The 20,036-nt window shown below is 51.1% G+C and carries 28 protein-coding genes; 23 read left to right on the forward strand and 5 right to left on the reverse strand.

Features of this window, described 5'->3' with window-relative positions:
- Positions 1-74 precede the first annotated feature (74 nt).
- The 5 genes from TW77_RS13940 to ettA all read right to left on the reverse strand — a co-directional run bounded on the left by TW77_RS13940 (position 75) and on the right by ettA (position 4,548).
- Complete coding sequence (locus TW77_RS13940) at positions 75-872, reverse strand: spondin domain-containing protein (RefSeq protein ID WP_046005590.1); 798 nt, start codon at positions 870-872, stop codon at positions 75-77.
- A 10-nt stretch (positions 873-882) separates the two neighbouring features.
- Positions 883-1,584 carry a spondin domain-containing protein gene (locus tag TW77_RS13945; RefSeq protein WP_046005591.1) on the reverse strand — a complete coding sequence of 234 codons (702 nt, stop codon included), beginning with the start codon at positions 1,582-1,584 and terminating at the stop codon, positions 883-885.
- A 362-nt stretch (positions 1,585-1,946) separates the two neighbouring features.
- A complete protein-coding gene (locus TW77_RS25195) occupies positions 1,947-2,108 on the reverse strand; it encodes a hypothetical protein (RefSeq protein WP_156158674.1) in 162 nt (53 codons plus the stop codon).
- 277 nt (positions 2,109-2,385) lie between these two features.
- Positions 2,386-2,748, reverse strand: coding sequence for a PilZ domain-containing protein (locus tag TW77_RS13950; protein WP_046005592.1), 363 nt, complete (start codon positions 2,746-2,748; stop codon positions 2,386-2,388).
- A 135-nt stretch (positions 2,749-2,883) separates the two neighbouring features.
- A complete protein-coding gene (gene ettA / locus TW77_RS13955; RefSeq protein ID WP_046005593.1) occupies positions 2,884-4,548 on the reverse strand; it encodes an energy-dependent translational throttle protein EttA in 1,665 nt (554 codons plus the stop codon).
- Positions 4,549-5,071: 523 nt separating this feature from the next.
- Between ettA and TW77_RS13960 the strand changes: the two genes are divergently transcribed.
- The 23 genes from TW77_RS13960 to TW77_RS14070 all read left to right on the forward strand — a co-directional run bounded on the left by TW77_RS13960 (position 5,072) and on the right by TW77_RS14070 (position 20,025).
- Positions 5,072-5,347, forward strand: coding sequence for a helix-turn-helix domain-containing protein (locus tag TW77_RS13960; protein ID WP_046005594.1), 276 nt, complete (start codon positions 5,072-5,074; stop codon positions 5,345-5,347).
- Positions 5,322-5,684: a hypothetical protein gene (locus TW77_RS13965; protein WP_046005595.1), complete on the forward strand. Its 363-nt coding sequence runs from the start codon at positions 5,322-5,324 to the stop codon at positions 5,682-5,684. Before TW77_RS13960 ends, TW77_RS13965 begins: the two co-directional genes overlap by 26 nt.
- Positions 5,685-5,693: 9 nt before the next feature.
- Positions 5,694-6,113: a glycoside hydrolase family protein gene (locus TW77_RS13970; RefSeq protein ID WP_046005596.1), complete on the forward strand. Its 420-nt coding sequence runs from the start codon at positions 5,694-5,696 to the stop codon at positions 6,111-6,113.
- Between the two features lie 39 nt (positions 6,114-6,152).
- Positions 6,153-6,398: a hypothetical protein gene (locus tag TW77_RS13975; protein WP_046005597.1), complete on the forward strand. Its 246-nt coding sequence runs from the start codon at positions 6,153-6,155 to the stop codon at positions 6,396-6,398.
- 132 nt (positions 6,399-6,530) lie between these two features.
- Entirely contained in the window at positions 6,531-7,352 is an 822-nt protein-coding gene (locus TW77_RS13980; RefSeq protein ID WP_046005598.1) for a baseplate assembly protein, read from the forward strand.
- Between the two features lie 8 nt (positions 7,353-7,360).
- Positions 7,361-8,371, forward strand: coding sequence for a phage tail protein I (locus TW77_RS24830; RefSeq protein ID WP_082078931.1), 1,011 nt, complete (start codon positions 7,361-7,363; stop codon positions 8,369-8,371).
- A 14-nt stretch (positions 8,372-8,385) separates the two neighbouring features.
- Positions 8,386-8,940 carry a phage tail protein gene (locus TW77_RS13990; RefSeq protein ID WP_046005599.1) on the forward strand — a complete coding sequence of 185 codons (555 nt, stop codon included), beginning with the start codon at positions 8,386-8,388 and terminating at the stop codon, positions 8,938-8,940.
- A gap of 33 nt (positions 8,941-8,973) precedes the next feature.
- Complete coding sequence (locus TW77_RS13995; RefSeq protein WP_052713189.1) at positions 8,974-9,252, forward strand: hypothetical protein; 279 nt, start codon at positions 8,974-8,976, stop codon at positions 9,250-9,252.
- 42 nt (positions 9,253-9,294) lie between these two features.
- Positions 9,295-10,110, forward strand: a complete 816-nt coding sequence (locus tag TW77_RS14000) for a hypothetical protein (protein ID WP_046005600.1) — start codon at positions 9,295-9,297, stop codon at positions 10,108-10,110.
- Positions 10,111-10,119: 9 nt separating this feature from the next.
- Positions 10,120-10,578, forward strand: coding sequence for a hypothetical protein (locus tag TW77_RS14005; RefSeq protein ID WP_046005601.1), 459 nt, complete (start codon positions 10,120-10,122; stop codon positions 10,576-10,578).
- A gap of 101 nt (positions 10,579-10,679) precedes the next feature.
- The gene (locus tag TW77_RS14010; RefSeq protein WP_046005602.1) at positions 10,680-11,282 is read left to right on the forward strand and encodes a hypothetical protein; all 603 of its coding nucleotides are present in this window, start codon (positions 10,680-10,682) and stop codon (positions 11,280-11,282) included.
- Positions 11,269-11,634 (forward strand): hypothetical protein, encoded by a 366-nt coding sequence (locus tag TW77_RS14015; protein WP_162197960.1) that lies wholly within the window; start codon positions 11,269-11,271, stop codon positions 11,632-11,634. The genes TW77_RS14010 and TW77_RS14015 overlap by 14 nt, the downstream gene beginning before the upstream one ends.
- A 67-nt stretch (positions 11,635-11,701) precedes the next feature.
- A complete protein-coding gene (locus TW77_RS14020) occupies positions 11,702-12,685 on the forward strand; it encodes a baseplate assembly protein (RefSeq protein ID WP_046005603.1) in 984 nt (327 codons plus the stop codon).
- Complete coding sequence (locus tag TW77_RS14025) at positions 12,678-13,400, forward strand: phage tail protein I (RefSeq protein WP_052713191.1); 723 nt, start codon at positions 12,678-12,680, stop codon at positions 13,398-13,400. Before TW77_RS14020 ends, TW77_RS14025 begins: the two co-directional genes overlap by 8 nt.
- A 7-nt stretch (positions 13,401-13,407) precedes the next feature.
- On the forward strand, positions 13,408-13,962 hold the full coding sequence (locus TW77_RS14030; protein WP_046005604.1) for a phage tail protein: 555 nt from the start codon (positions 13,408-13,410) through the stop codon (positions 13,960-13,962).
- Between the two features lies 1 nt (position 13,963).
- Positions 13,964-14,764, forward strand: coding sequence for a hypothetical protein (locus TW77_RS14035; RefSeq protein WP_046005605.1), 801 nt, complete (start codon positions 13,964-13,966; stop codon positions 14,762-14,764).
- A 12-nt stretch (positions 14,765-14,776) separates the two neighbouring features.
- Positions 14,777-15,094: a tail fiber assembly protein gene (locus tag TW77_RS14040; protein ID WP_052713192.1), complete on the forward strand. Its 318-nt coding sequence runs from the start codon at positions 14,777-14,779 to the stop codon at positions 15,092-15,094.
- Between the two features lie 46 nt (positions 15,095-15,140).
- Positions 15,141-15,869, forward strand: coding sequence for a hypothetical protein (locus TW77_RS14045; RefSeq protein ID WP_046005606.1), 729 nt, complete (start codon positions 15,141-15,143; stop codon positions 15,867-15,869).
- A 10-nt stretch (positions 15,870-15,879) separates the two neighbouring features.
- Positions 15,880-16,248 carry a hypothetical protein gene (locus TW77_RS14050; RefSeq protein ID WP_046005607.1) on the forward strand — a complete coding sequence of 123 codons (369 nt, stop codon included), beginning with the start codon at positions 15,880-15,882 and terminating at the stop codon, positions 16,246-16,248.
- Between the two features lie 360 nt (positions 16,249-16,608).
- Positions 16,609-17,490, forward strand: coding sequence for a baseplate assembly protein (locus TW77_RS14055; protein WP_046005608.1), 882 nt, complete (start codon positions 16,609-16,611; stop codon positions 17,488-17,490).
- Complete coding sequence (locus TW77_RS14060; protein WP_046005609.1) at positions 17,483-18,610, forward strand: phage tail protein I; 1,128 nt, start codon at positions 17,483-17,485, stop codon at positions 18,608-18,610. Before TW77_RS14055 ends, TW77_RS14060 begins: the two co-directional genes overlap by 8 nt.
- Positions 18,610-19,167 carry a hypothetical protein gene (locus tag TW77_RS14065; protein WP_046005610.1) on the forward strand — a complete coding sequence of 186 codons (558 nt, stop codon included), beginning with the start codon at positions 18,610-18,612 and terminating at the stop codon, positions 19,165-19,167. Before TW77_RS14060 ends, TW77_RS14065 begins: the two co-directional genes overlap by 1 nt.
- Before the next feature lie 24 nt (positions 19,168-19,191).
- A complete protein-coding gene (locus TW77_RS14070; RefSeq protein WP_052713193.1) occupies positions 19,192-20,025 on the forward strand; it encodes a hypothetical protein in 834 nt (277 codons plus the stop codon).
- Positions 20,026-20,036 lie beyond the last annotated feature (11 nt).

Genomic DNA, 20,036 nt, shown 5'->3' on the forward strand with positions numbered 1-20,036 from the left:
CAGGTCTCCGCACCGGTATGGATTACCGGCTGTTGTTGCTCCATCACCACAACGGTCACGGAGCGGCTCGGAGACTACTTGGTTCTGGTTATGGTAACCGTCATCAATGGATTGTTGAATTTATGGCTGCTCGTCAGTACCGACGTTGTCAGCCCGTCGTCGACGCCAACCACACCCGGGTGCATGGCTACCTTGTTTAACGCTTCTCTTTCGGCACTAAACCCTGTGCCACCATCGGCCGGACCAGGGATCGTACCCTGAGCTTCACTATTGGCTTCTGTGCCTGCGTCATAGGCATGTGTCGTGTAGGTCATCGCCTGACCAACAGTCATTGCAGACACATCCAGAGCATTAAGACCGGTAAAGCCGTCGTTTGTATTCACCATCATGGAAATCAATGACAATTTTTGCCCATCCAGGGAGTCATGGGTCAGAGTCAGCTCGGTTTTTTGCCCCGGCGCTAAAGGCGCCGCAGCAGAGGTCTGGCTTTGCACTACATCCAGTGCGAGCAAACCACTGTTGTCGCCGCCTTCAGCCAATACTTCTAATGCATCGCTTGCAGGGGTACCCAGTTGCCAGAACTGACCTTCCTGATGCAGCGCAACACCAATAGGCGATAACGGCTGAGCGTAAGTCAGGTTTGTTGCTGTGATCATTAACTCCACTGTGGTTGGCGTGGGGTCGGTCGGATCCGTTGGGTCCGTTGGATCAGTTGGGTCCGGGTCCGCAGGATCTGGATCAGCAGGAGCCGGCTCATCAACCATGCTCATATCATCATCGGGCATTGTGATAGGCATGTTATCGTCGTTATCGCTGCCACAGGCGGCCAGTACTAAGCAAGCCGCAGGCAGGGTGAGTCTGAATAATTTCATGGCAGGCCCCTTACTTAACGGTTACGGTAACTTTGGCAACGGGGTTCAACCAGCGGTGCACGGTATTATGCAGGTCGCTCTTGCCGCCGGTTATCTCATCATCGCCCAGATTGCCGCGATGAATATGTACGTGAGTATTTTCTTCCATCTCAGTCACGCCCATCCCCTGAGTACCTGGTGCAACGCCAGGCGATGCGGGTATCCCTGGTGTGCCCGGTGCACCTGAGCCCTCTACAACCAACTCATTATTTGCTTCAGTGCCTGCATCATAGGCGTTCAGGTAGATATGATATGTGCCCGGCGTGGTCGGGATTGGCCAGCTGTTCAGACCGACAAAGCCATCATTGGTGGGCAACATCATCGCCACAATAGACAAGCGGTCATTACCTGCGTCGGTTTCCAGGCTGGTCATGGTCGAGGTCACTGGTGCAAGCAGGCCGCCAGCCGGATTCTCCATAGTGTTTGCATTGATGCCTGTGAGTATGTCACTCAAGCCAGTCAGCGATCCGCCTTCTGCCATAGCGGCAAGTGCGTCTGACGCTTTTTCGCCAGCCTGAAACACCATGGCGTCGCTGGTATGCGCGCTCACCAGTAAAGGGGTGAAGTAGATCCCTTGCGTCAGATTAGTGACTTTCACATCAAGTGATGCCGCGCTGGTTGTACCGGATGCGAATAATATGCCTGTGATGAGGGGGAGGATGCGTGTTTTCATAATTTACTCTTGTTGTTTGGATTTGACCCTGACAAGCATGCAGGTAAATTATTGAGGAAGGCTCGCGTAGTTATCACGAAATCATCACAAGAGCGTGACGTTTTATTCCCGGGCATTGTTGCTTGCCAAAACGGGCTTGTGTACGACTCTGTTCTTTTGAGTTTTCAGCGAGTTTTTTTCACTCAGTTGTTAGAGTGTGGCCCTGAGCAGCCATAGGCATAAAGTAAGTCAGACTCTGACTGGTGCGTATTTAAACTGTGATTGGTTGAGAAGGAAAAGCGAAGCGCATGTGACAGGAGGTGATATAGAGCAGGGAGTGATCATAAGCCCGCTTTTTAGCGGGCAAGGGCTTTATCGGGTGATTAGCACGCCCGCGATGTTAGTGTGCCCGGACAGCGATGATCTGACCAACAGTAGTAAGTTTGTTCTACACCACCGGCTACTTGCGGTGTCATGTTTGCAGGTACGCCTGCTTTGTCGTTAGATAGGGCTTTCATTGGTTTCTTTTTTAGTTTTAGTAACATGATTATCTCCTTTGATAGTTACATCTAGTAACCTAGCACAGGATGGAAGTGAAAATAAAGTAAAATATTTACTTTATTTTTATATCAAAATTAAATTATTTCCTGTCTTAAGTAATCGTCGTGATCTGACACAGGTAGTCGGCCAGGTTTGAATGTCATCAAGACAGAGTTAGCATGGGCGTGGTGGGGTACTGTTTATGGCTGTACACGGCACAAAGAAAAAGGGTGCGCACAAGGGTGTAAAGCCACCCTTGTGCGCCTTTGTCCATACCGGAGCTTAGTCGTGCAGTAACAGTTGCTCAAGGTCGCGATGCAGTACGTCGTCATCTCCCAGGTTCAGCTCAATCAGGCGCTTGAGGTGGGTCACACTGTCAAGATCTATCTGATTGCAGTGCACGCCAAGGTGGCCTTCTTCTATATGACGAACCTGAACCTCCATTGCGATTTGAATATCGCTTTGTGGCAGGGCAAAGCGCAAACTGGCTGGCTCATCCTTGAGGGGCACATACCCCACAGGTAACGTCAACAGCGCGCCATTGAGTGACAGGTCAATCACTTCGCACTTGTAATCGCCACTGGCCGTCATAAGCAGGGCCGGGTTAGAAAACAGTACGCGTGAAAATCGTCTACGTTCTTTCATCGGTATTCTCTTAGCTTGTTTCTCTATAGCTTAGCCAGTTTTTTGCCGACTCTCCACTTTGCAGAGCAAATTCCAGTTCAGAGCAGGTATAAAAAAGCCCCGAAAATCAGGGCTTTTATCTGGCGCTATGGGTTATCAGCCAATTTTCTTGTATTTAATACGCTTTGGCTCAGCGGCTTCGGCGCCATAGGTCTTTTTCAGCCACTCTTCGTATTCGGTGTAGTTACCGTCGAAGAAGTTCACCTGACCTTCGTCACGGTAATCCAGAATGTGTGTCGCTATCCGGTCGAGGAACCAGCGGTCGTGCGAGATACACATAACGCAGCCCGGGAATTCCAGAATGGCGTTTTCCAGTGCTCGCAGGGTTTCTACATCCAGGTCGTTGGTAGGCTCATCCAGCAAGATCACGTTACCACCTGCTTTGAGCAGTTTAGCCAGGTGCAGTCGGTTGCGCTCACCACCGGAAAGCTCTTTTACGAACTTCTGCTGGTCGTTACCCTTGAAGTTAAAGCGGCCCACATAAGCACGGCTGGGTACTTCAAAGTTGCCAATTTTCAGGATGTCCTGACCGTCTGACACTTCCTGGAATACGGTATTATTGCCGTCCATGTCATCACGGAACTGCTCAACGGTGGCCAGCTGCACGGTCTCACCCAGTACAATCTCACCGCTGTCTGGCTGGTGTTGGCCGCTTAACATTCTGAACAGCGTCGACTTACCAGCACCGTTGGCACCAATGATCCCAACGATTGCGCCTTTTGGTACCGAGAAGCTCAAGTTGTCGATCAGGACGCGGTCGCCAAAGCTCTTGGTCAGGTTGTTCACTTCAATGACCTGATCGCCCAGACGCGGACCCGGTGGAATAAACAGCTCGTTGGTTTCGTTACGCTTCTGATAATCCGACTGCTGCAACTCGCTAAACTGTGCCATACGGGCTTTTGATTTAGCCTGACGGCCTTTCGGATTAGAGCGAACCCACTCAAGTTCTTTCTCAATCGACTTCTGGCGTGCTTTTTCAGACTTCTCTTCTTGCTTCAGACGCGCATCTTTTTGCTCCAGCCATGAAGAGTAGTTGCCTTCCCATGGAATACCATGGCCACGGTCCAGTTCGAGGATCCAACCCGCAACATTGTCGAGGAAGTAACGGTCGTGGGTAATGGCAACCACAGTGCCTTCGTAATCGTGTAAGAAGCGCTCTAACCAGGCAACCGACTCGGCATCCAGGTGGTTGGTCGGTTCGTCCAGTAACAGCATGTCTGGTTTTTCAAGTAACAGACGACAAATTGCAACCCGGCGACGTTCACCCCCTGACAGGTGCTCAATTTTAGCATCCCACTCCGGTAAGCGCAGTGCATCGGCAGCACGCTCCAGGGCGTTGTCCAGATTGTGACCATCATGGGCCTGAATAATCGCTTCCAGTTCGCCTTGTTCTTTGGCCAGAGCATCGAAGTCGGCGTCTTCCATTGCGTACTCGGCGTAAACTTCGTCCAGGCGGCTCAGTGCGCGTTTTACTTCACCCACTGCTTCTTCAATGGTTTCGCGCACAGTTTTGCTTTCATCCAGCACTGGCTCCTGCGGCAGGTAACCAATTTTGGTGCCAGGTTGTGGACGTGCTTCTCCTTCAAACTCGGTATCGACCCCGGCCATAATGCGTAACAGGGTTGATTTACCCGCACCATTTAGACCGAGCACACCGATTTTGGCACCCGGAAAAAAGCACAGAGAAATATCTTTTAAGATTGTGCGTTTGGGTGGCACTACTTTGCTCACCCGCGACATTGTATAGATATATTGAGCCATGAATTTTGCTTCTCTTTGTTTAGATGTGGTTATTTTAGTGAATGCGGTGCATGGGGGCAATGTTTGTCTGGCATACTGCATTAAAGAAGCAATCTATTGTTGTTATATTTACTTTTGTTATTTTATGTTTCAACTTGTTTTCGTCTGGTGGCTTTATTACTCAATCTTGAATTCAACTTGCTTGATTTTTTTAACTTTATAATTGTTAGGGCATTATTGACCTGTTTTGAATCGGGGGAACGGGTATTATGTGTCTAAGCTTGATAAAGCTACGACATGGAGTTGTAAACATGTGATGCGATATTTGCACCAGTGCACATCACGTCCAGTGGGTGTACCACTCAATGAATTGGGACAGCAAACCGCCCATTTTTAGCGTACTAACACCCGGTCCGCTCTCGCATCAACTCAATAACCCAAAAAATGACAGTGACGAAAGACGCCAGGGATGACACAGCATGCTAGTGGCTGTCTGTCAGGGAGCGTTCTGTTTAACAAATGACTTCACAGTATAAGGAAAACGATGAAGCAATTTATGCACGCACAGTCGCGGCTTACACCGCAACGAAAAACGCCTTTGGGTGCCGATATTCTTCGCTTTGCCCGGCGTCTTCGAGGTTATACGCAGGCCGAATCGGCTGCGCACTATGGTGTTGAGGAGCGTACATTAAGGCGTTGGGAAAACAAAGAGTACAGCCCCAGATGGAACGATGTAGTCGGTCTGGTGGAGGATGTGTACTCGCTCGATATTTTAGAAGTAATAGGAAAGATCAATGATGATGACACAACCAACCATTAAGCAGCTGCGCACCGCGTTAAAGCGCTGGGGTCGATTCTGGCGTACCAAAGAGCTGGGTAAAGGGTTTAGCCGTCAGGCTGTGACCGAACGGGTAGGTGATTCTGGTGCAGGCTACATCAGCAGCGACATGATGACGGTGCCTGAAGAAATTGAAACACTGACACAGTGCATTGCCAGGTTGCGACCTGAATGTATTCGGGCGCTGCGAGGCAAGTATCTGGTTGAGGGGGATATTGCCCTGGTTGCTAAAACTCTGGGATTTGACTCCAAACGGTCGATGGAGTTTTGGCTGGTGAAAGCAGAAAGAAGCCTGCTCCAGAGCTTATGTCATCCATAAGGAGCAAGTATGACCATTATGAACACGGTTGAGCAGTTAAAGAAGCATGAAGGGTTTCGCCGTTTCCCTTACTACTGCACAGCGGGCAAGCTGACCATAGGGTATGGCAGAAATCTGGAACAGAACGGCATCGCAGAGGAAGAAGCGGAACAGTTGCTGGCACAGGATGTGGCCAATGCACAGGCCGGCGTGCGGCGCCGCATAGACACAGTGCACTGCAACGAGGCCAGGCAGGCCGTACTGACCAATATGGCGTTTAATTTGGGGATGCAGGGATTGCTGGGCTTCAAAAAGATGCTTGAGGCAGTGCAAAGTGGCGATTTTGAGCGTGCTGCACTGGAAATGCTGGACAGCCGCTGGGCTCGCCAGGTGCCAGAGCGGGCGCAGGAGCTGGCTCAGCAAATGCTCAGTGGCCAGTGGCAGTCTTAAATTGCTGGGGGTAACTATGAATGAGGAGGTGGCCAAACCATGCAAGCCGATCAATGGCAAATGAAAAAGGAGCTGAATCTGGCTCATATCCTGACCACCATTGCATTGGTGGTGTCGGGCATTTTATATCTAAACGATCTGGATAAACGGATCACCACAAACTCACAGGAGCTGGCACATTTAAAGCAGATCCGCAAAGAGGACCAGAAGCGCATCGAAAAGCGTCTGGATTCTATCGACAAAAAACTCGACGCCCTGTTGAGTGCAAAACGCAATAACGGCTAGCTAAGGGCACAGTCGATGCAGCACATCTGCATCAGGTTGCACCGCCAAAGCATTCTGCCTCGTCCTTTTAATGACTGAATTGACCTGAACAATCTTGTCCGGGCGGGACGATTTTGCCTGAGGAATTGACTTATGAATACCGCGATTGACTTATCACGCCTGGCTCCCCCAGCGGTGATAGAAACACTAAATTACGACGAAATCCGCCAAGCGCTCATAAGCGCTATCACCGAACGCCTGCCGGAACACACGCTATTGGCGTCTGATCCGGCAGTCAAAGTCCTGGAGGTTGCCGCTTATCGGGAATTACTGTTAAGGCAAAGAGTTAACGACGCTGCCCAGGCTGTGATGCTGGCCTTTGCGGCAGGAAGCAACCTGGATCACTTGGGTGCCCTGTTTGGTGTTGTCCGCTCGCAAGGGGAGAGCGATGAACGTTACCGCGCCCGCATTCCCCTGTCATTAGAAAGCCACAGTATGGCTGGCACCAATGGGGCTTATCAGTTTCAGGCGATGTCGGCTGACCCGCGAGTGCGGGATGTGCATGTGGCCTCAAATACGCCGGGTGTGGTGGAGGTCACGGTGCTCACTGAGTTGGGGGCAGATCGGACGGCGGTGCAGGCTGCGGTGTCGGCACATCTTAACCATGAAGATGTTCGGCCACTGACAGATCAGGTGCAGGTAACGGTTACACGGCCAACCAATGTGGTGGTTGATGCACATATCTACCTCAATCCGGGTGTGAATGAGGCTCAGGTCAGGCTGGCAATTGATACGGCTATGGACGATTTCAACCGCGCACATACCCGCCTGGGCAAAGAGATCCCACATTCAGCCATTATCGATATGTTGCACCAGGGCGGGGTGCGCAAAATCAAGCTCTTGTCGCCCTCGGATGACATAACGCCTGAGGCAACACAGGCCGTGAGTTTGTCACTGCAACTGTCGTTTTTATAGGAGGGGCAATGACTGCGACAACACAATTATTGCCGCCCGGCGCAAGCGTACTGGAACGTGGCTTGAGCGAAGTAACACAGTGCACCGAGCGTGGGGTTGTGCCAGAGCAGATAGCCAAACTGTGGGATCCACAAAGCTGCCCGGAATCATTGTTGCCCTGGCTGGCCTGGGCGCTGTCGGTGGATGAGTGGGATGAAAGCTGGCCGAGCGAGACCAAGCGGGCATTGATCGCCCGCTCAGTGCCTATCCATAAGCATAAAGGAACAGTGGGCTCGGTTAAGCGGGCACTGTCCTCACTCGGTCTGGAGCTGGAGTTTTTCGAGTGGTTTGAGGATACCGATGATGTCTACCTGGCTCCTTACCTAAGCAAGGAGCCGCATACCTTTGTGTTTATCGCCTGGGCCAATGCACTGCCTTACACCAGCCGGGCTATCAAGCTGGACCAGACGCTGTACGACGCCATTTATCGGGTGACTAACCAGACCAAGCCACAAAAGGCCCATTTTGATTTTCTGGTTGGGATGAAAATGGCCAGTGGTGCGGCGGCAGGCGCAATCGTTCACCCGATCACACACAAGCGGATGTATGCGGCGGTGGAGCCCTGTATTGGCGACAAAGCCAAACAGCGAAGCAGCCAGGCTGGTTTGTCTGTGGCGGCTAACCTGTCGCGCAGCCGCTATCAGGTGCTCAGGCACCGAAGCGGGGTGGATAAACTGCGCCACCGTACCGCACATGGTGAGTTGCCGATGGCCGCCAATTTATCGCGCACGCGCTATCAGGTGCTCAGACAGGTTATCGAGAGCGCCAAAGTGCGCCGCTGTCACTGGCGCGGTGCGCTGGATCAGACACTGAGCATTACCCGCAAACCGCTTCAGGTGGTTCGTTTCAGGGGACTTACGGATCAGCGTATTCCCGATCATTTTATTAATAGTACCAGTTGCGCTGCGCCCTTGCTGCACATCAGCCGCCGTCGGGTGAGTGCTGTGCGTTGCTATGGCACGCTCGGCGCACCTGCATAAAGGAGTTAGGACTAATGAGTATTTTGTTACAGCCCGTGATCACCTCGGCGGGCTTATCGGCGCTGTTCAGGGCGCAACAAGGCGGCTTTAAGGCCAAGATCAGCAAAGTGGGCCTGGGCAGCGGCAGCTATCAGCCACATGAAGGGATCACCCGCTTGCAGGATGAAAAGTACAGGCTGGACCTGGCCAGTGCTAAAACCCTGGCTGATGATAAACAGCTTCATCTGACCGTGCGCGATGCCGAGCAGGTGGAGGGAGACGGGTTTTTCGTCAACGAAATTGGCTTTTACACCGAGGAAGAAGTGAATGGAGAGATCCAGTATGTGTTGTTCGCTGTGTACTCTTCCGATGAACCTATTGCTTATAAATCCAATGATATTGAGCTATTGCTGGCGTTCGACTTAACCCTGACAGGGGTGCCTGCCGACTCGATCACTGTGATCGATCAGGGCGTGGAGTTCAATATTTTGGTGGCCCCGGAGCTGGCCAAGATGGGCGCAGCGCAAATTGGCAACATGAACCGCCATCTTAAGCTGAAATTTGCACTGATGGACAACGGGGTGCTGTAAGCATCCGCTCAGCGCACCAAAGGAAGCAAAACAATGACAGAACATAACCCGTTCGCAAAAAATGCGCCGCAGCGCGCACAACAGCTGGCCGAGGAAGCCATTAAACTGCTCAAACAGGCCAAAGCACTGCAGCATCAGGCGCAGGTGGATGCCGCCCGGATACAGGGATATCAGCAGCACAGCGATGGCCTGGCTTTTCAGTTTCTGGCTGCCTGCGCGGAATACGGCGAACACAGTCCACAAGCGGGTAAAGCCCGTGAGCACTGGCTGGGGGCGCGTAACGCCATTAAAGCCCAGTTTCCAAGAACCTAATTTTATTTAACTTTTTAATTCCAATTTTAAATGGAGAAAACTATGGCATTAGAACACGATATTGCCAGCCTGGTTGAAGCCTCTGAAGCGCTGACCAGCACGGTAGATAACAAAATCCAGAGTATTGATAGCGCGCTCAGTGCAGCACTCAGTGCAAGTGAGACAAAAGCAAACCAGCACCTTGCAAAAGTAGATGCGCAGCTGAGTAGGTACACGGAGTCTCAGTCGCATTTTCGGGTGACAAAGAACCAGGCATTAGTCCCTAAAGAAGACGGCTCGTTTCCCAAAGATTGGAGTGCGGGCTATCTAAAGCAAGCTAGGTTGGTTGAAACCGTAGAAACGGGCGTTGAGCCGCAGAACAGAACTGATCTTGCGCGCGAGTTTTTACGCGCAATTGGTTCAGATACCAAGTACTTTGCCAAAAACTTTAATATCTGGGAAATGGAGTATCTGCCTTATCGAAACGTGACCAACGAGAACGGAGACACGGTTAAAACCTATTCCTACATGATGTATCAGTATCTGCGTCGTCCTACCTACGTGACTTGTGCGGCGGTAGTAAAGCACATTCGTGGTGCGGTTCCAACCGCATTTTGGTGCAGTGGTTTAGAAGCAAATGCACCGGCTAAGGTATGCGGTGGTGGCATATCCCATAGTAATCGAAACTTATATACACATTGCCATCCCTATATCCATGGTAAAGACCTCGACTTGTCTGAAACAACGGTGATCCAGATCGCATTACCTGCGGTGGTAACGGGCAATGTGCCAATTGCGAACGCCTGGGGCCAGTTCCCTTATCTGGGAGACAGTGCAGTGTCTGCCTATGAGCATCAACCAACCCCAACTTTACCCTAGGAGTGAAACATGGCACAACTTATCGTGAATAATCAGGTCGTAGAGCAATTCCTTGACCCCTTTACACCACCGGCCGTGGTTGCCCAGTTTGTGGAAGAAAACTACGGTCAGCACAGCGAGTATGCAATTGAGCTAAGCGACTCAGAACAGCAATTGAAGGATCGTGTTCAGATCCGTAGCGAGCTGGAAAAGCAAGTAGCCGATACTCAGTCTTTGCTTGGCACAACGTCGGACACCACCCATCTGTTGCTCAATGAACTCAGTGTGTTTGTGAATAAACTGGCTGCGGCACGCACGCTGGATGAGGTCATTGGCTCGGCTACTGACATCCAAACTGCCATTGGTGATATTGGAGGCCAGGTGGCAACAGGTGAGCTGACCTTCCCATATCAGACTAAAGGTCTGGCGTCGGTTAAACAGGAAATACTGGAGCGTGCCAACGGTGTAAACAACCTGCTTAGTGACTAATCACCTTACCACCTTCAGGGCTTCATGCCTGAATACCTGATTTCCTCAGGTATTCCTTTTTAAACGTATTGATTAAAAATCAAATCCTATCGGAGAGAACGATGGCATTAGAGCATGATATTGCCAGCCTGGTTGAAGCGTCTGAAGCGCTGGCCAGCACAGTAGATAATCAAATTGAGAGTATTAATAACACCGTCAGTAGCAAAATGACGGAAGTAAACAGCTTTGTTGCACAGCAAAAGGCCCGAGTGGATAGTTCACTGGATGATTTAACGGTCATCGGTGACGGGGGCTTAGGCACTTTGTCAATGGGCATAGCACATTTCTTTACAAGTGGCTCAGGACCCACGAAAGTGCATTTGCGTTTGCCGCTGAACGTTAAAACACATGATGAGATGTTTCACCTCAAAGTGCGCGGTTATGCTTACCATGAAGGCAAGGTTGTGGATGCAACCTTTGTTGGCTATTCCTACGCGCGTATTGGAGAGTTAATAAAAAAGCAAGCAATAGGAAGCCACTTACCGACTTTGTATGTCGGTAGTGATGACCATGTTTATTGTCGTTTGTCATTTACACACAAACATTTCTTAACCTTCAGTGTTGACGCAATGAGAGTGGGTAACGGCCGGTTGCTCAAAGCGGGTGATATTGAAGTGATTGAGTCTGATGCTGAGCAAGTACAAGGAGGACATGATGCTGAATGAAAATATAACTGAAAAACCACAGCTGGTGGATCATGATGGGGTAGAGCAGGCAAAGAATACCTTGCGTAATAAAATTAACTATTTTGTTGCGGATAGTGCCTCACTGACCGGCACGGCCACCGATATTGCCCACGTTTTACTGCATGAACTGAGCGGCTTTGTCAATAAACTGTCAGAAGCCCGTGATATGGACGAGGTTAACGCGTCGGTTGTGTCTATGAAACAAGCCATTGGTGATATAGAAACCAAAGTTGGCAACAATGAGTTGCGCTTCCCTTATCAGGTCAAAGGATTGGACGTAGTGAAAGAAGAGGTGATTGAGCGCGCGAATGGTGTTAGTGAGCTGCTGTAAGTTGCCTATATTCTAGCGTTTTCTTTCCTTTTACCTGCTTGTTTTCACCTATTTTATCGGAGCTGCTATGTCTCTGACCAACTTCAGTGCCTTCGACCTGGCACGATTGCCAACCCCGGCGTTAATTGAACCTTTGAGCTTCGACGACATTAAATCTGCCATACTGGCGGATTTTAAGCAGCGCTATGGTGAGGCGATGCTGGATTATGCCAGCGACCCGGCTGTTAAGCTGATAGAAACCTTTGCCTATCGTGAGATGTTACTGCGCCAGCGCATTAACGAGGCGGCAGAGTCGGTGTTGCTGGCCAAAGCCAGCAGCGCTGAGCTGGACTATCTCGGCGCGCGTTTTGGTGTGGAGCGCGTGGTGATTTCGCCGGGTGATGCTGCTGCCTCGCCGGCTGTACCATCGAGTTACGAAGCGGATGAACGATACCGTGAGCGGATCCGGCTGGCACTGGAGGGCTTCAGCACGGCCGGTCCTCTCGGCGCCTATGTGTTTCATGCAATGAAAGCATCGCCACTGGTGCGGGATGTCTATGTGTCAGCACCGGAGTTTGAACGAGCAGATATAGCTGACTCGACAGAAGCGTTTGTGCTGAATTGCCGGTATAACGCCGGGCTGGTTGACCCTATGCCCGGCGATGTTGCAGTGACAATCCTCAGTGATGAAGGCTCCGGGCTGGCATCGACTGCTTTACTGAACACGGTTCAGGCCTATCTCAATCAGGATGAGATCCGGCCGTTAACCGATCGGGTGCGGGTGAAGCCTGCAACAATCAAACCCTTTACCATTGACGCTCGTTTGTATCTGTATCCGGGCATGGATGGTGATGCCATTGTGCAGCAAGCTAAAGAAGTGACTGCGCGGTGGCTTGATGAACACCGTCAGCTCGGCCATGATATTTCCCTGTCTGCCTTGTATGCAGTATTGCATCGCGAGGGCGTGCAACGGGTTGAACTGCTGGAGCCTCAGTGGGATATCACCGTTGGCCAGGATGAAGCCGCCTATTGCTCCGCGATTGAGGTGAATATCGGAGGCGAGCATGTCTGAATCCTTGCTGCCTAACCAGGCAACCAAACTGGAGCAGACCCTGGACAGGGTGGCAGCGCGCATCGAGCAGGTCCCGGTGCCGCTTGCCACCTTATGGGATCCCTGGCATTGCCCGGCACATTTTCTGCCCTGGCTGGCCGATGGCCTGAGTGTAGATAGCTGGGACAGTCGCTGGCCTGAACAGATACAGCGTCAGGTCATCGCGGACAGTGTGCCGAATCACAGGATCAAAGGCACCGTCGGTGCCATCAAACAGTCACTCAGCAGTCTGAATGTCAGTGTTGAGCTACACGAGTGGTGGCAAACTGGCGGTGTGCCGCACAGTGCTGAGTTACTGGCACTGGCCCATGACAACCTGGACCCACAGGGCAACACTTTACTTACGCCAAAACTTCAGGCTCAGCTGTGGCAAAACGTCGCTGCAACCAAACCCTGTCGTAGCCAGATCCAGTTTAGTGTTGGCGTGACGCAAACTCAGACGCTGGGTCTGGCTTCGGGCGCAAACTCACTGAGCGCTCAGACAGGGCAATGGTCTGAGCATTACGATTTTTCTTTTTCACCTTCATCAACACACCTGTCAGGGGCTGGTCAGTCTCTGTCAGTATCCACCCCCTGTTTTCGTCAGACTGCGCAGGTGCAACTGAACAGCGGCGTGTGGATGGCTGACGGGATGGCGATTACACAGCTGCAACAGGTCATGATGACAACTGTTTAGGCTACCTATGAGTATCTATACACCCATTATTACCCAGGCGGGGATCAATGCCGCCGTGAATGCCCAGACCCATGGTATTCAGCTTGAGATTGGGCGCATCGGCGTGGGCGACAAAGGCTATGTGCCAACCCGCACCCAGACACGTCTGCAAAATGAACGTAACAATGTGCCGGTCACCGATGGCCGGGTGGTTGGTGACGGCCAGTTTCATCTGTCCGGTGTGTTCACTGACGATAAGGAATATGCCGTTCGCGAAGTGGGCTTTTATCTCAACGACCACTCCGACGATGCACGCAAAACCTTGTTTGCAATCTGGTCTCACCCTGAAAACGTCTTATTTTATCAGACTCCGGTTGCCCGGGTGGTGCAGGGCTTTGACCTGACAGTCACGGCGGTGCCTTATGAGCATTTAACCGTCAATACCAGCGGTGATCTGAATCTCTTTTATGCACCAGAATTCCTGGCGATGACCCAGGCGCAAACCAATATGGCGATTGCCCAGGTGCAGTCAAATCATCGACAAATTCAATTTAACGATCGCTTACTGAAACTGGGAGTTTAAAATGAGCAGTACAGACAACAAATCTATGGAGCAACGGATCTCTGAGCTGCAACAAACCAACAGTGAACTCGTGAGTGCCAACAACGCTCTGACGGCAACGGTCACTGGCAAAATGGGCGAAATTAATACCGCACTGAATGAAGCCAGAACCGAAGTGACCAGTAAGCTGGCGCAGGCGAGCAATACAGTCAATAGCTATGTGTCGGATGCACGCCAGGAAATGCCCTTTATTCGCCTGACCAAAAATCAGTTTGGTCACCTGACGACAGATGGCAAATTGGCTGATCACACTATCAACCCTAATGTTGATATCAGCTTCGAGGAATATCGCACGATCGAAACCGATATACCGTGGGCCAGCAGGGACGATGAAGAGAAGGAAATATTAACCGCCATGGGCATGGCCGGGTACAGGCATATGAAGCCTGCTCCGATTAGAATCATTAAAATGCGCTGGCAGGATCTTGTTGTAGATCCAGAAAAAGAGGCCTATGCGTTCTATCAGATCATACATGGCTCTAACAAAGTGACGGTTGCTTGCTATGCCAAACTGCTGTCTGGCTCGGCGTATGGCAATGGTTTTAATGGTCTCACGAACGAATGGGGTCTGTGTGGTAATCATTATGGTGGTAACCCCGGCGCTTATGTACACAGCCATCCTATTTTAAACAGTCCCAGCGGCGAAGTTTTGTTTGCCTGGTATGGCGCCGTGGCGGGGTTTGCACCATTAGACCGCAATAACCCTAAATGGGGCTATTTCCCGCATATTGCGTCTGCCCATGGTGAAGACATTTCAGTGTAAGGAGAATCGCGAATGAAAATTTATGTGAATGAGCGCCTGGTGGCGCTGCATGGTGGCATGGTATCGCAGCAGCAGGCAGTAGATATCGCTAGATCTGCAATGGAAGAGCCGGTCAACCCCGATGAGGTCAAGCGGGTCTGTACGACCTGGTGTGAGGTTCGTCAACAGCGAGATAATGCACTGGCTGACAGTGACTTTACTCAGGTTACAGACAGTCCACTTAGTAATGAGCAGCAACAGCTCTGGGCAACTTATCGTCAGACATTGCGCAACCTGCCGGAAACATTTGAAACGCCCGAGCAGGTGATATGGCCACAACGGCCTGCCTAACGGTTTTTAATTGCACAGGCCAAAGAATAAACAAGGAGAGAAGTTAATGAGCACTTCTAATTCACTGTCGCTTGACCAAAGGATAGCGGCATTACAACAAGCCAATGGCGAACTGGTGGCGGCCAATAATACCCTCACCGGCGAAGTAACGGCAAAAATGGGCGCAATTAACGCCACGGTTGCTGGTGCTGAGGCACGTATGGATCAGGCTATCGCTAACCTGGCTGCCAGTCATTCGGATATGCGGATCAATTATTATGATGGGGTTGTACACTCCAAAACATCTCTGGGGATTGAAGCAGACCCGGATCAGCCGCATATGTCCAAATGGAAACGTATACCAGTGACTGGCATTGGCTATCACCAGTATCCGATTAATGGTGCGCTTACCAAGTTACATCTGAAACATGGTTTAAGCTTTGATGGCGGTTATCACAAAGACTCGCCTACATATGATAGTGACTGGAGCCGCACTTTTATGCAGTTTGTGCTGACCAATGAGGAGGCATCCAGCGAGCAGATCAATGCAGAGTTGGAGCGTCTGGGCACGACTCTTTACCCAACAGGGTCATGGACTGACAATGCCATTATGGTGACAATTCCGTTCCTAAAAATTGCTGAACTGCACCCTTACACAAAGCTATTTGTGCGCTTCGTTAACCGCCCAAGTGCTCTGTTTTCAAGTGGTAAACAGCCACAGAATATCGTCGAGTTTGGTGGCAATGCCAAATTCGCGGTTGATCGCGTTGTTAACTATCCGCACATCAAAGTATAGGAGCACAGACATGGAGCAATTTCCGACCCCAGAAGCACATCAGGCAATGCTGGCAAGCCTGGAAAAGCAAGTCAAGCGAGGTCAAATTACACAACGGGTAGCAGATAATGAGTCTTTGCTGGGCACCACATCAGATACGGTACACCTGCTGCTGGTTGAGTTTGCCAATCTGGTTAAAGCAATCTCAAGTGCACAGTCGCTTGAAGATCTTAAATCAGCGGCACAAAGCAGTGCACAACTGCTGGGCACCATCAGTGACAAAGTCTCGGCAGGTGAGCTGCAATTTCCTTATCAGGGCAAAGGCACTGAGGCGGTATTGCAAGAGATCCAGCAACGTGCTCAGGGCATTAGTAATATTTTGCAAGATCCCCCTAAATAGGTCACTTTTGACCGGTTTTCTGCCCATAAAATCAGTAAGATACACCTAAGCTTGAGAAACTTAAGTCAAGCAACCAGGTAAACGGTTACTTTGTAAGTAAAGCATCCGCAAGTTAAAAACCACCGGCTCGTATTTCGACTGGTGGTTTTTTTATGCCTGGTCAACGGTGGCTTACTCTGTGGCATTTAAACCGGTCAGAATTGACCGTTTTTAATTCCATAAAATCAGTAAGATAAACCTAAGCTTGAGAAAGCTAACAGAGATTAAAACAGACTTCCCGTGATAAACCCGATGCGGTGCTGCACTGATGCAGAGCCAAATCGGGTTTTTTTATTCCTTTTTGTAAAGACCGAGGATGAGATGAGCCAATTTGCAACACCAGACCTGTCTCGGGTGCCTTTACCGGACCTGCTGCAGGATGTGGATTTCGAGCAACAGTTTAGTGAAATCAAACAGCGTTTTTTGGCGTCTCACCCTCAGTATGCCGATGCCCTTAAGCTGGAAAGCGATCCGCTGACGGCTTTACTACAAACACTGGCCTATCAGCAGGTGTTAAACACTCAGCAGACAAATGAGGCGGTTCGGGGTGTGATGCTGTCAACCGCCAGTAGTGCGGATTTGGATGCCATTGCATCGCGCTACAACCTGCTGCGCGGCGAGGGTGAAAGTGATGCCCGGTTTCGCCAGCGTATTCAGCTGGCCTTCGACGGGTTAAACACCGCGGGCAGCGCCTCGGCCTATACCTTTCATACTTTGTCGCTCGACCCGGCCATTCGGGATGTGACGGTGCACAGTCCGGCGCCGTGTGAGATCACCCTGACTATTTTGAGCAACGAAGGGGGCGGTACGCCCACGCAGGCGTTGCTCGACAAGGTGGGTAAACATTTTGCTGCCCAGGGATGGGAGCACCAGGGTGCCTCGCAAGTGAGACCACTCGGAGACAGAGTAACTGTACATAGCGCACAAATTGTGCCCTTTACGGTTAACGCCCAGCTGATTGTGTTACCCGGACCGTCTGCCGAAGCTATCCGTCAGGCGGCCGAGGACGCATTACAAGCTTACCTGACAAGTCGCTGGGCACTGGGGAAAAAAGTGACCCGCGCTGGTTTATTCGCGGCGCTGCACCGTGAAGGAGTAGATGAAGTGAACTTGCTGTCTCCCGCCAACAATGTATCCGTCACACAGACTCAGTCGGCCTGGTGTGAGCATACGCAAGTGACTGTGGTGGTCAAAGATGAATGAATTATTGCCAACCAATGCATCGGCGCTGAGCCGGGCGATAGCGGACGAGATGGCAAGACCTGAGCGGGTACGCGCATTACTGCTAGATACACTGGATATCAGCAACAGGAGCCAGGCGCAGCGCCAGCGCCTTGCCACACAGTGGCGGTTAAATAGCACGACCGACATCGCCTTTGTCAGTGCGGATATCAGTCTGCTACTGACCTTGCTGTGGGATCAGGCGATTTGCCCGGCGCCTAAGCTTGCAGAGCTTGCCCGGGCACTCAAGATCCCTAACTGGCACCACTACCTGGATGAACAAGCACAGCGCCGGGCGCTGCAGGATGCCTGTATTTTACAGGATATCCGCTTGCTGCTTCGTGCGCTTTGGGATCCCATGCTCTGTCCTGAGCCTTTGTTACCCTGGCTGGCCTGGGCGATGTCAGTGGATGAATGGGATGAAGCCTGGTCAGAAACACTCAAACGCCAGGTTATCCGTGATGCCTTTGCGGTGCACCAGTACAAGGGCACCCCTTACGCGCTGCAAAAAGCGCTCGACAGTTTAAACATTGCTACTGAGATCAAGGAGTGGTGGCAGTCCGAAGGAGCGGACACCCCTTCAGGTGAGGTCATGCCGCCCGGGACGATTAAAGTCTGGGCACTGGTGAATCAGAATTTGGACGACCATCAGCAAGGACTGCTGACTCCCCTGATGCTGAAAAAAATCCGCCGGGTGATCAATGCCGTTAAGCGCGGCACTATTCATGTGGATTTAAAGCTGGGTATCGCACTGAGCGAATCCGTGGCCCCTTTTGGAGCTGCACAATCGGCGCTTAATCTTATCGACTATAAAGCCACGGGTTTGGGGGTGACGCCAGACTCGACACAGGGAGCTGTGGCTACAGCCGCAGCGGGGCACTTACTTAATTGTCAGCGCTGGCGTACAGAGGGCGAGGGGATCACTCCGGATCCGAGCGAGGGGGTAATGGCAGCGCATGCACAGCTGCAATCCTTAAATACTGCCAGCCTGAAGGCCGAAAGCTCGGGTGTGACGCCCGATTCTATGGTCGGCGCACTGGCGCTGTCTTCAGGACTAGATGCGCTGAATATTCAATCTTTTCATTTCCAAGGAGTGACGTAATGTCAGCATTAACCTTGCAATTTACTCAGGTGGGGCTGGATGCGCTGTTGTCGGCGCGTGCCAGAGGCTTTAAGGGGCAAATCAGCCATATGGCCTTTGGCGATGCAAGCTACACCCCGTCTAAAAATCAAACCACGCTGCGTTCTCAAAAAGAGTTGGTGGAAATTGCCGATTCGGATTACACCGACGGCGAAAGCAGCAGCCTGAAAGTGGCCGCCAAATTCGAAGCGCCGCTGGAATACGCCATTGGTGAAATTGGCGTGTTTCTGGATTCCGGCGAAAAGCTGGCAAATGGTCAGCCCAAGCTGATTTTACTGGGCGTGTATTCTAAACCCAACACCACGCTTGGGTATCGCACGCCAGACGTCAAAGTGTTGCAGTGGCTCACTCTGAGTCTGACCCAGCTGCCCTCCGACAGTGTTGAAGTCAAACTCGGTGTCGATAACCTCAACCTGATCCTTGACAACGAACTGGCCGAGCTGACCCTGGCTCAGATTGATACCATGCATCGTCAGATCAATCAGGAATGGCGCTTAGTGGCGCTGGAACAGGCGTAATATAGGACTTTTTAAGGATTTAATATGTCAACAGACAATACCACTGAATTACTCACCCAGGTGGCCGTACGTGCTAATGCCCTGTGCCAGAGTGTGCAAGATCATGCCGGTAATATCAACGCCACGGTGAATGCCAAAAAGGCCGAACTGGATGTAGCAAAACAACAGGCGCAGGCGGATATACAAAATTATATTGCCGATGCACGCGCTGAGCAGTCCCATATTTTGCTAAGCCGAAACCAGCAGATGGAGCCGCTGGGTAGTAATGCGATTAAAGGATTTACCACTACAGGGCTTGAGTCCTTTGAAGTTGTCAAGGAGGCAACGATATATGGTCAGGTAGGCAAACATGATGAAGACCATACCGGAGGCGGGGTCGCTACAAGTTTTAGGGATAATGTTTACAGAGGCTATGTCAACAAGAAGTTCCATATTCTCAGAGTTAAATGGAAAACGAGTCCAGGTAAAACAGTGCGATTAGATAATACCTATTCTCATGGGTACGATCAGGGTACGCTCACTAAAGGCTGCTATATCAAAGTAATAGAAGGGCAACTGGCAGGAGACCTACAGCCTGTGACTGAGTTTAATGACGGGTGGAAGCTCCATGCTTACCGGCAAAAAGCAAATTCGTCAACCGGTGGCTTTTACGCCCCGCACACCGCGCTGTCATTTTCGTCTGAGACGGGAGAGGCTTTGATCTGTCTATATGGTTCAGTGTCTGGGTATGTAAACCTGGAAGGTAATGCATGGGGCTGCTATCCGGAATTTGCAAGGCCCAGTGATATTGAAAGCCTGACTGGCAGTATCGCGACCCTGAATTCACGAGTGAATGAACTCGAAACCCCTACAGCCTAATACGTAAGCAA

The sequence above is a fragment of the Pseudoalteromonas rubra genome, assembly GCF_000967655.1.
Lineage (GTDB): Bacteria > Pseudomonadota > Gammaproteobacteria > Enterobacterales > Alteromonadaceae > Pseudoalteromonas > Pseudoalteromonas rubra_A.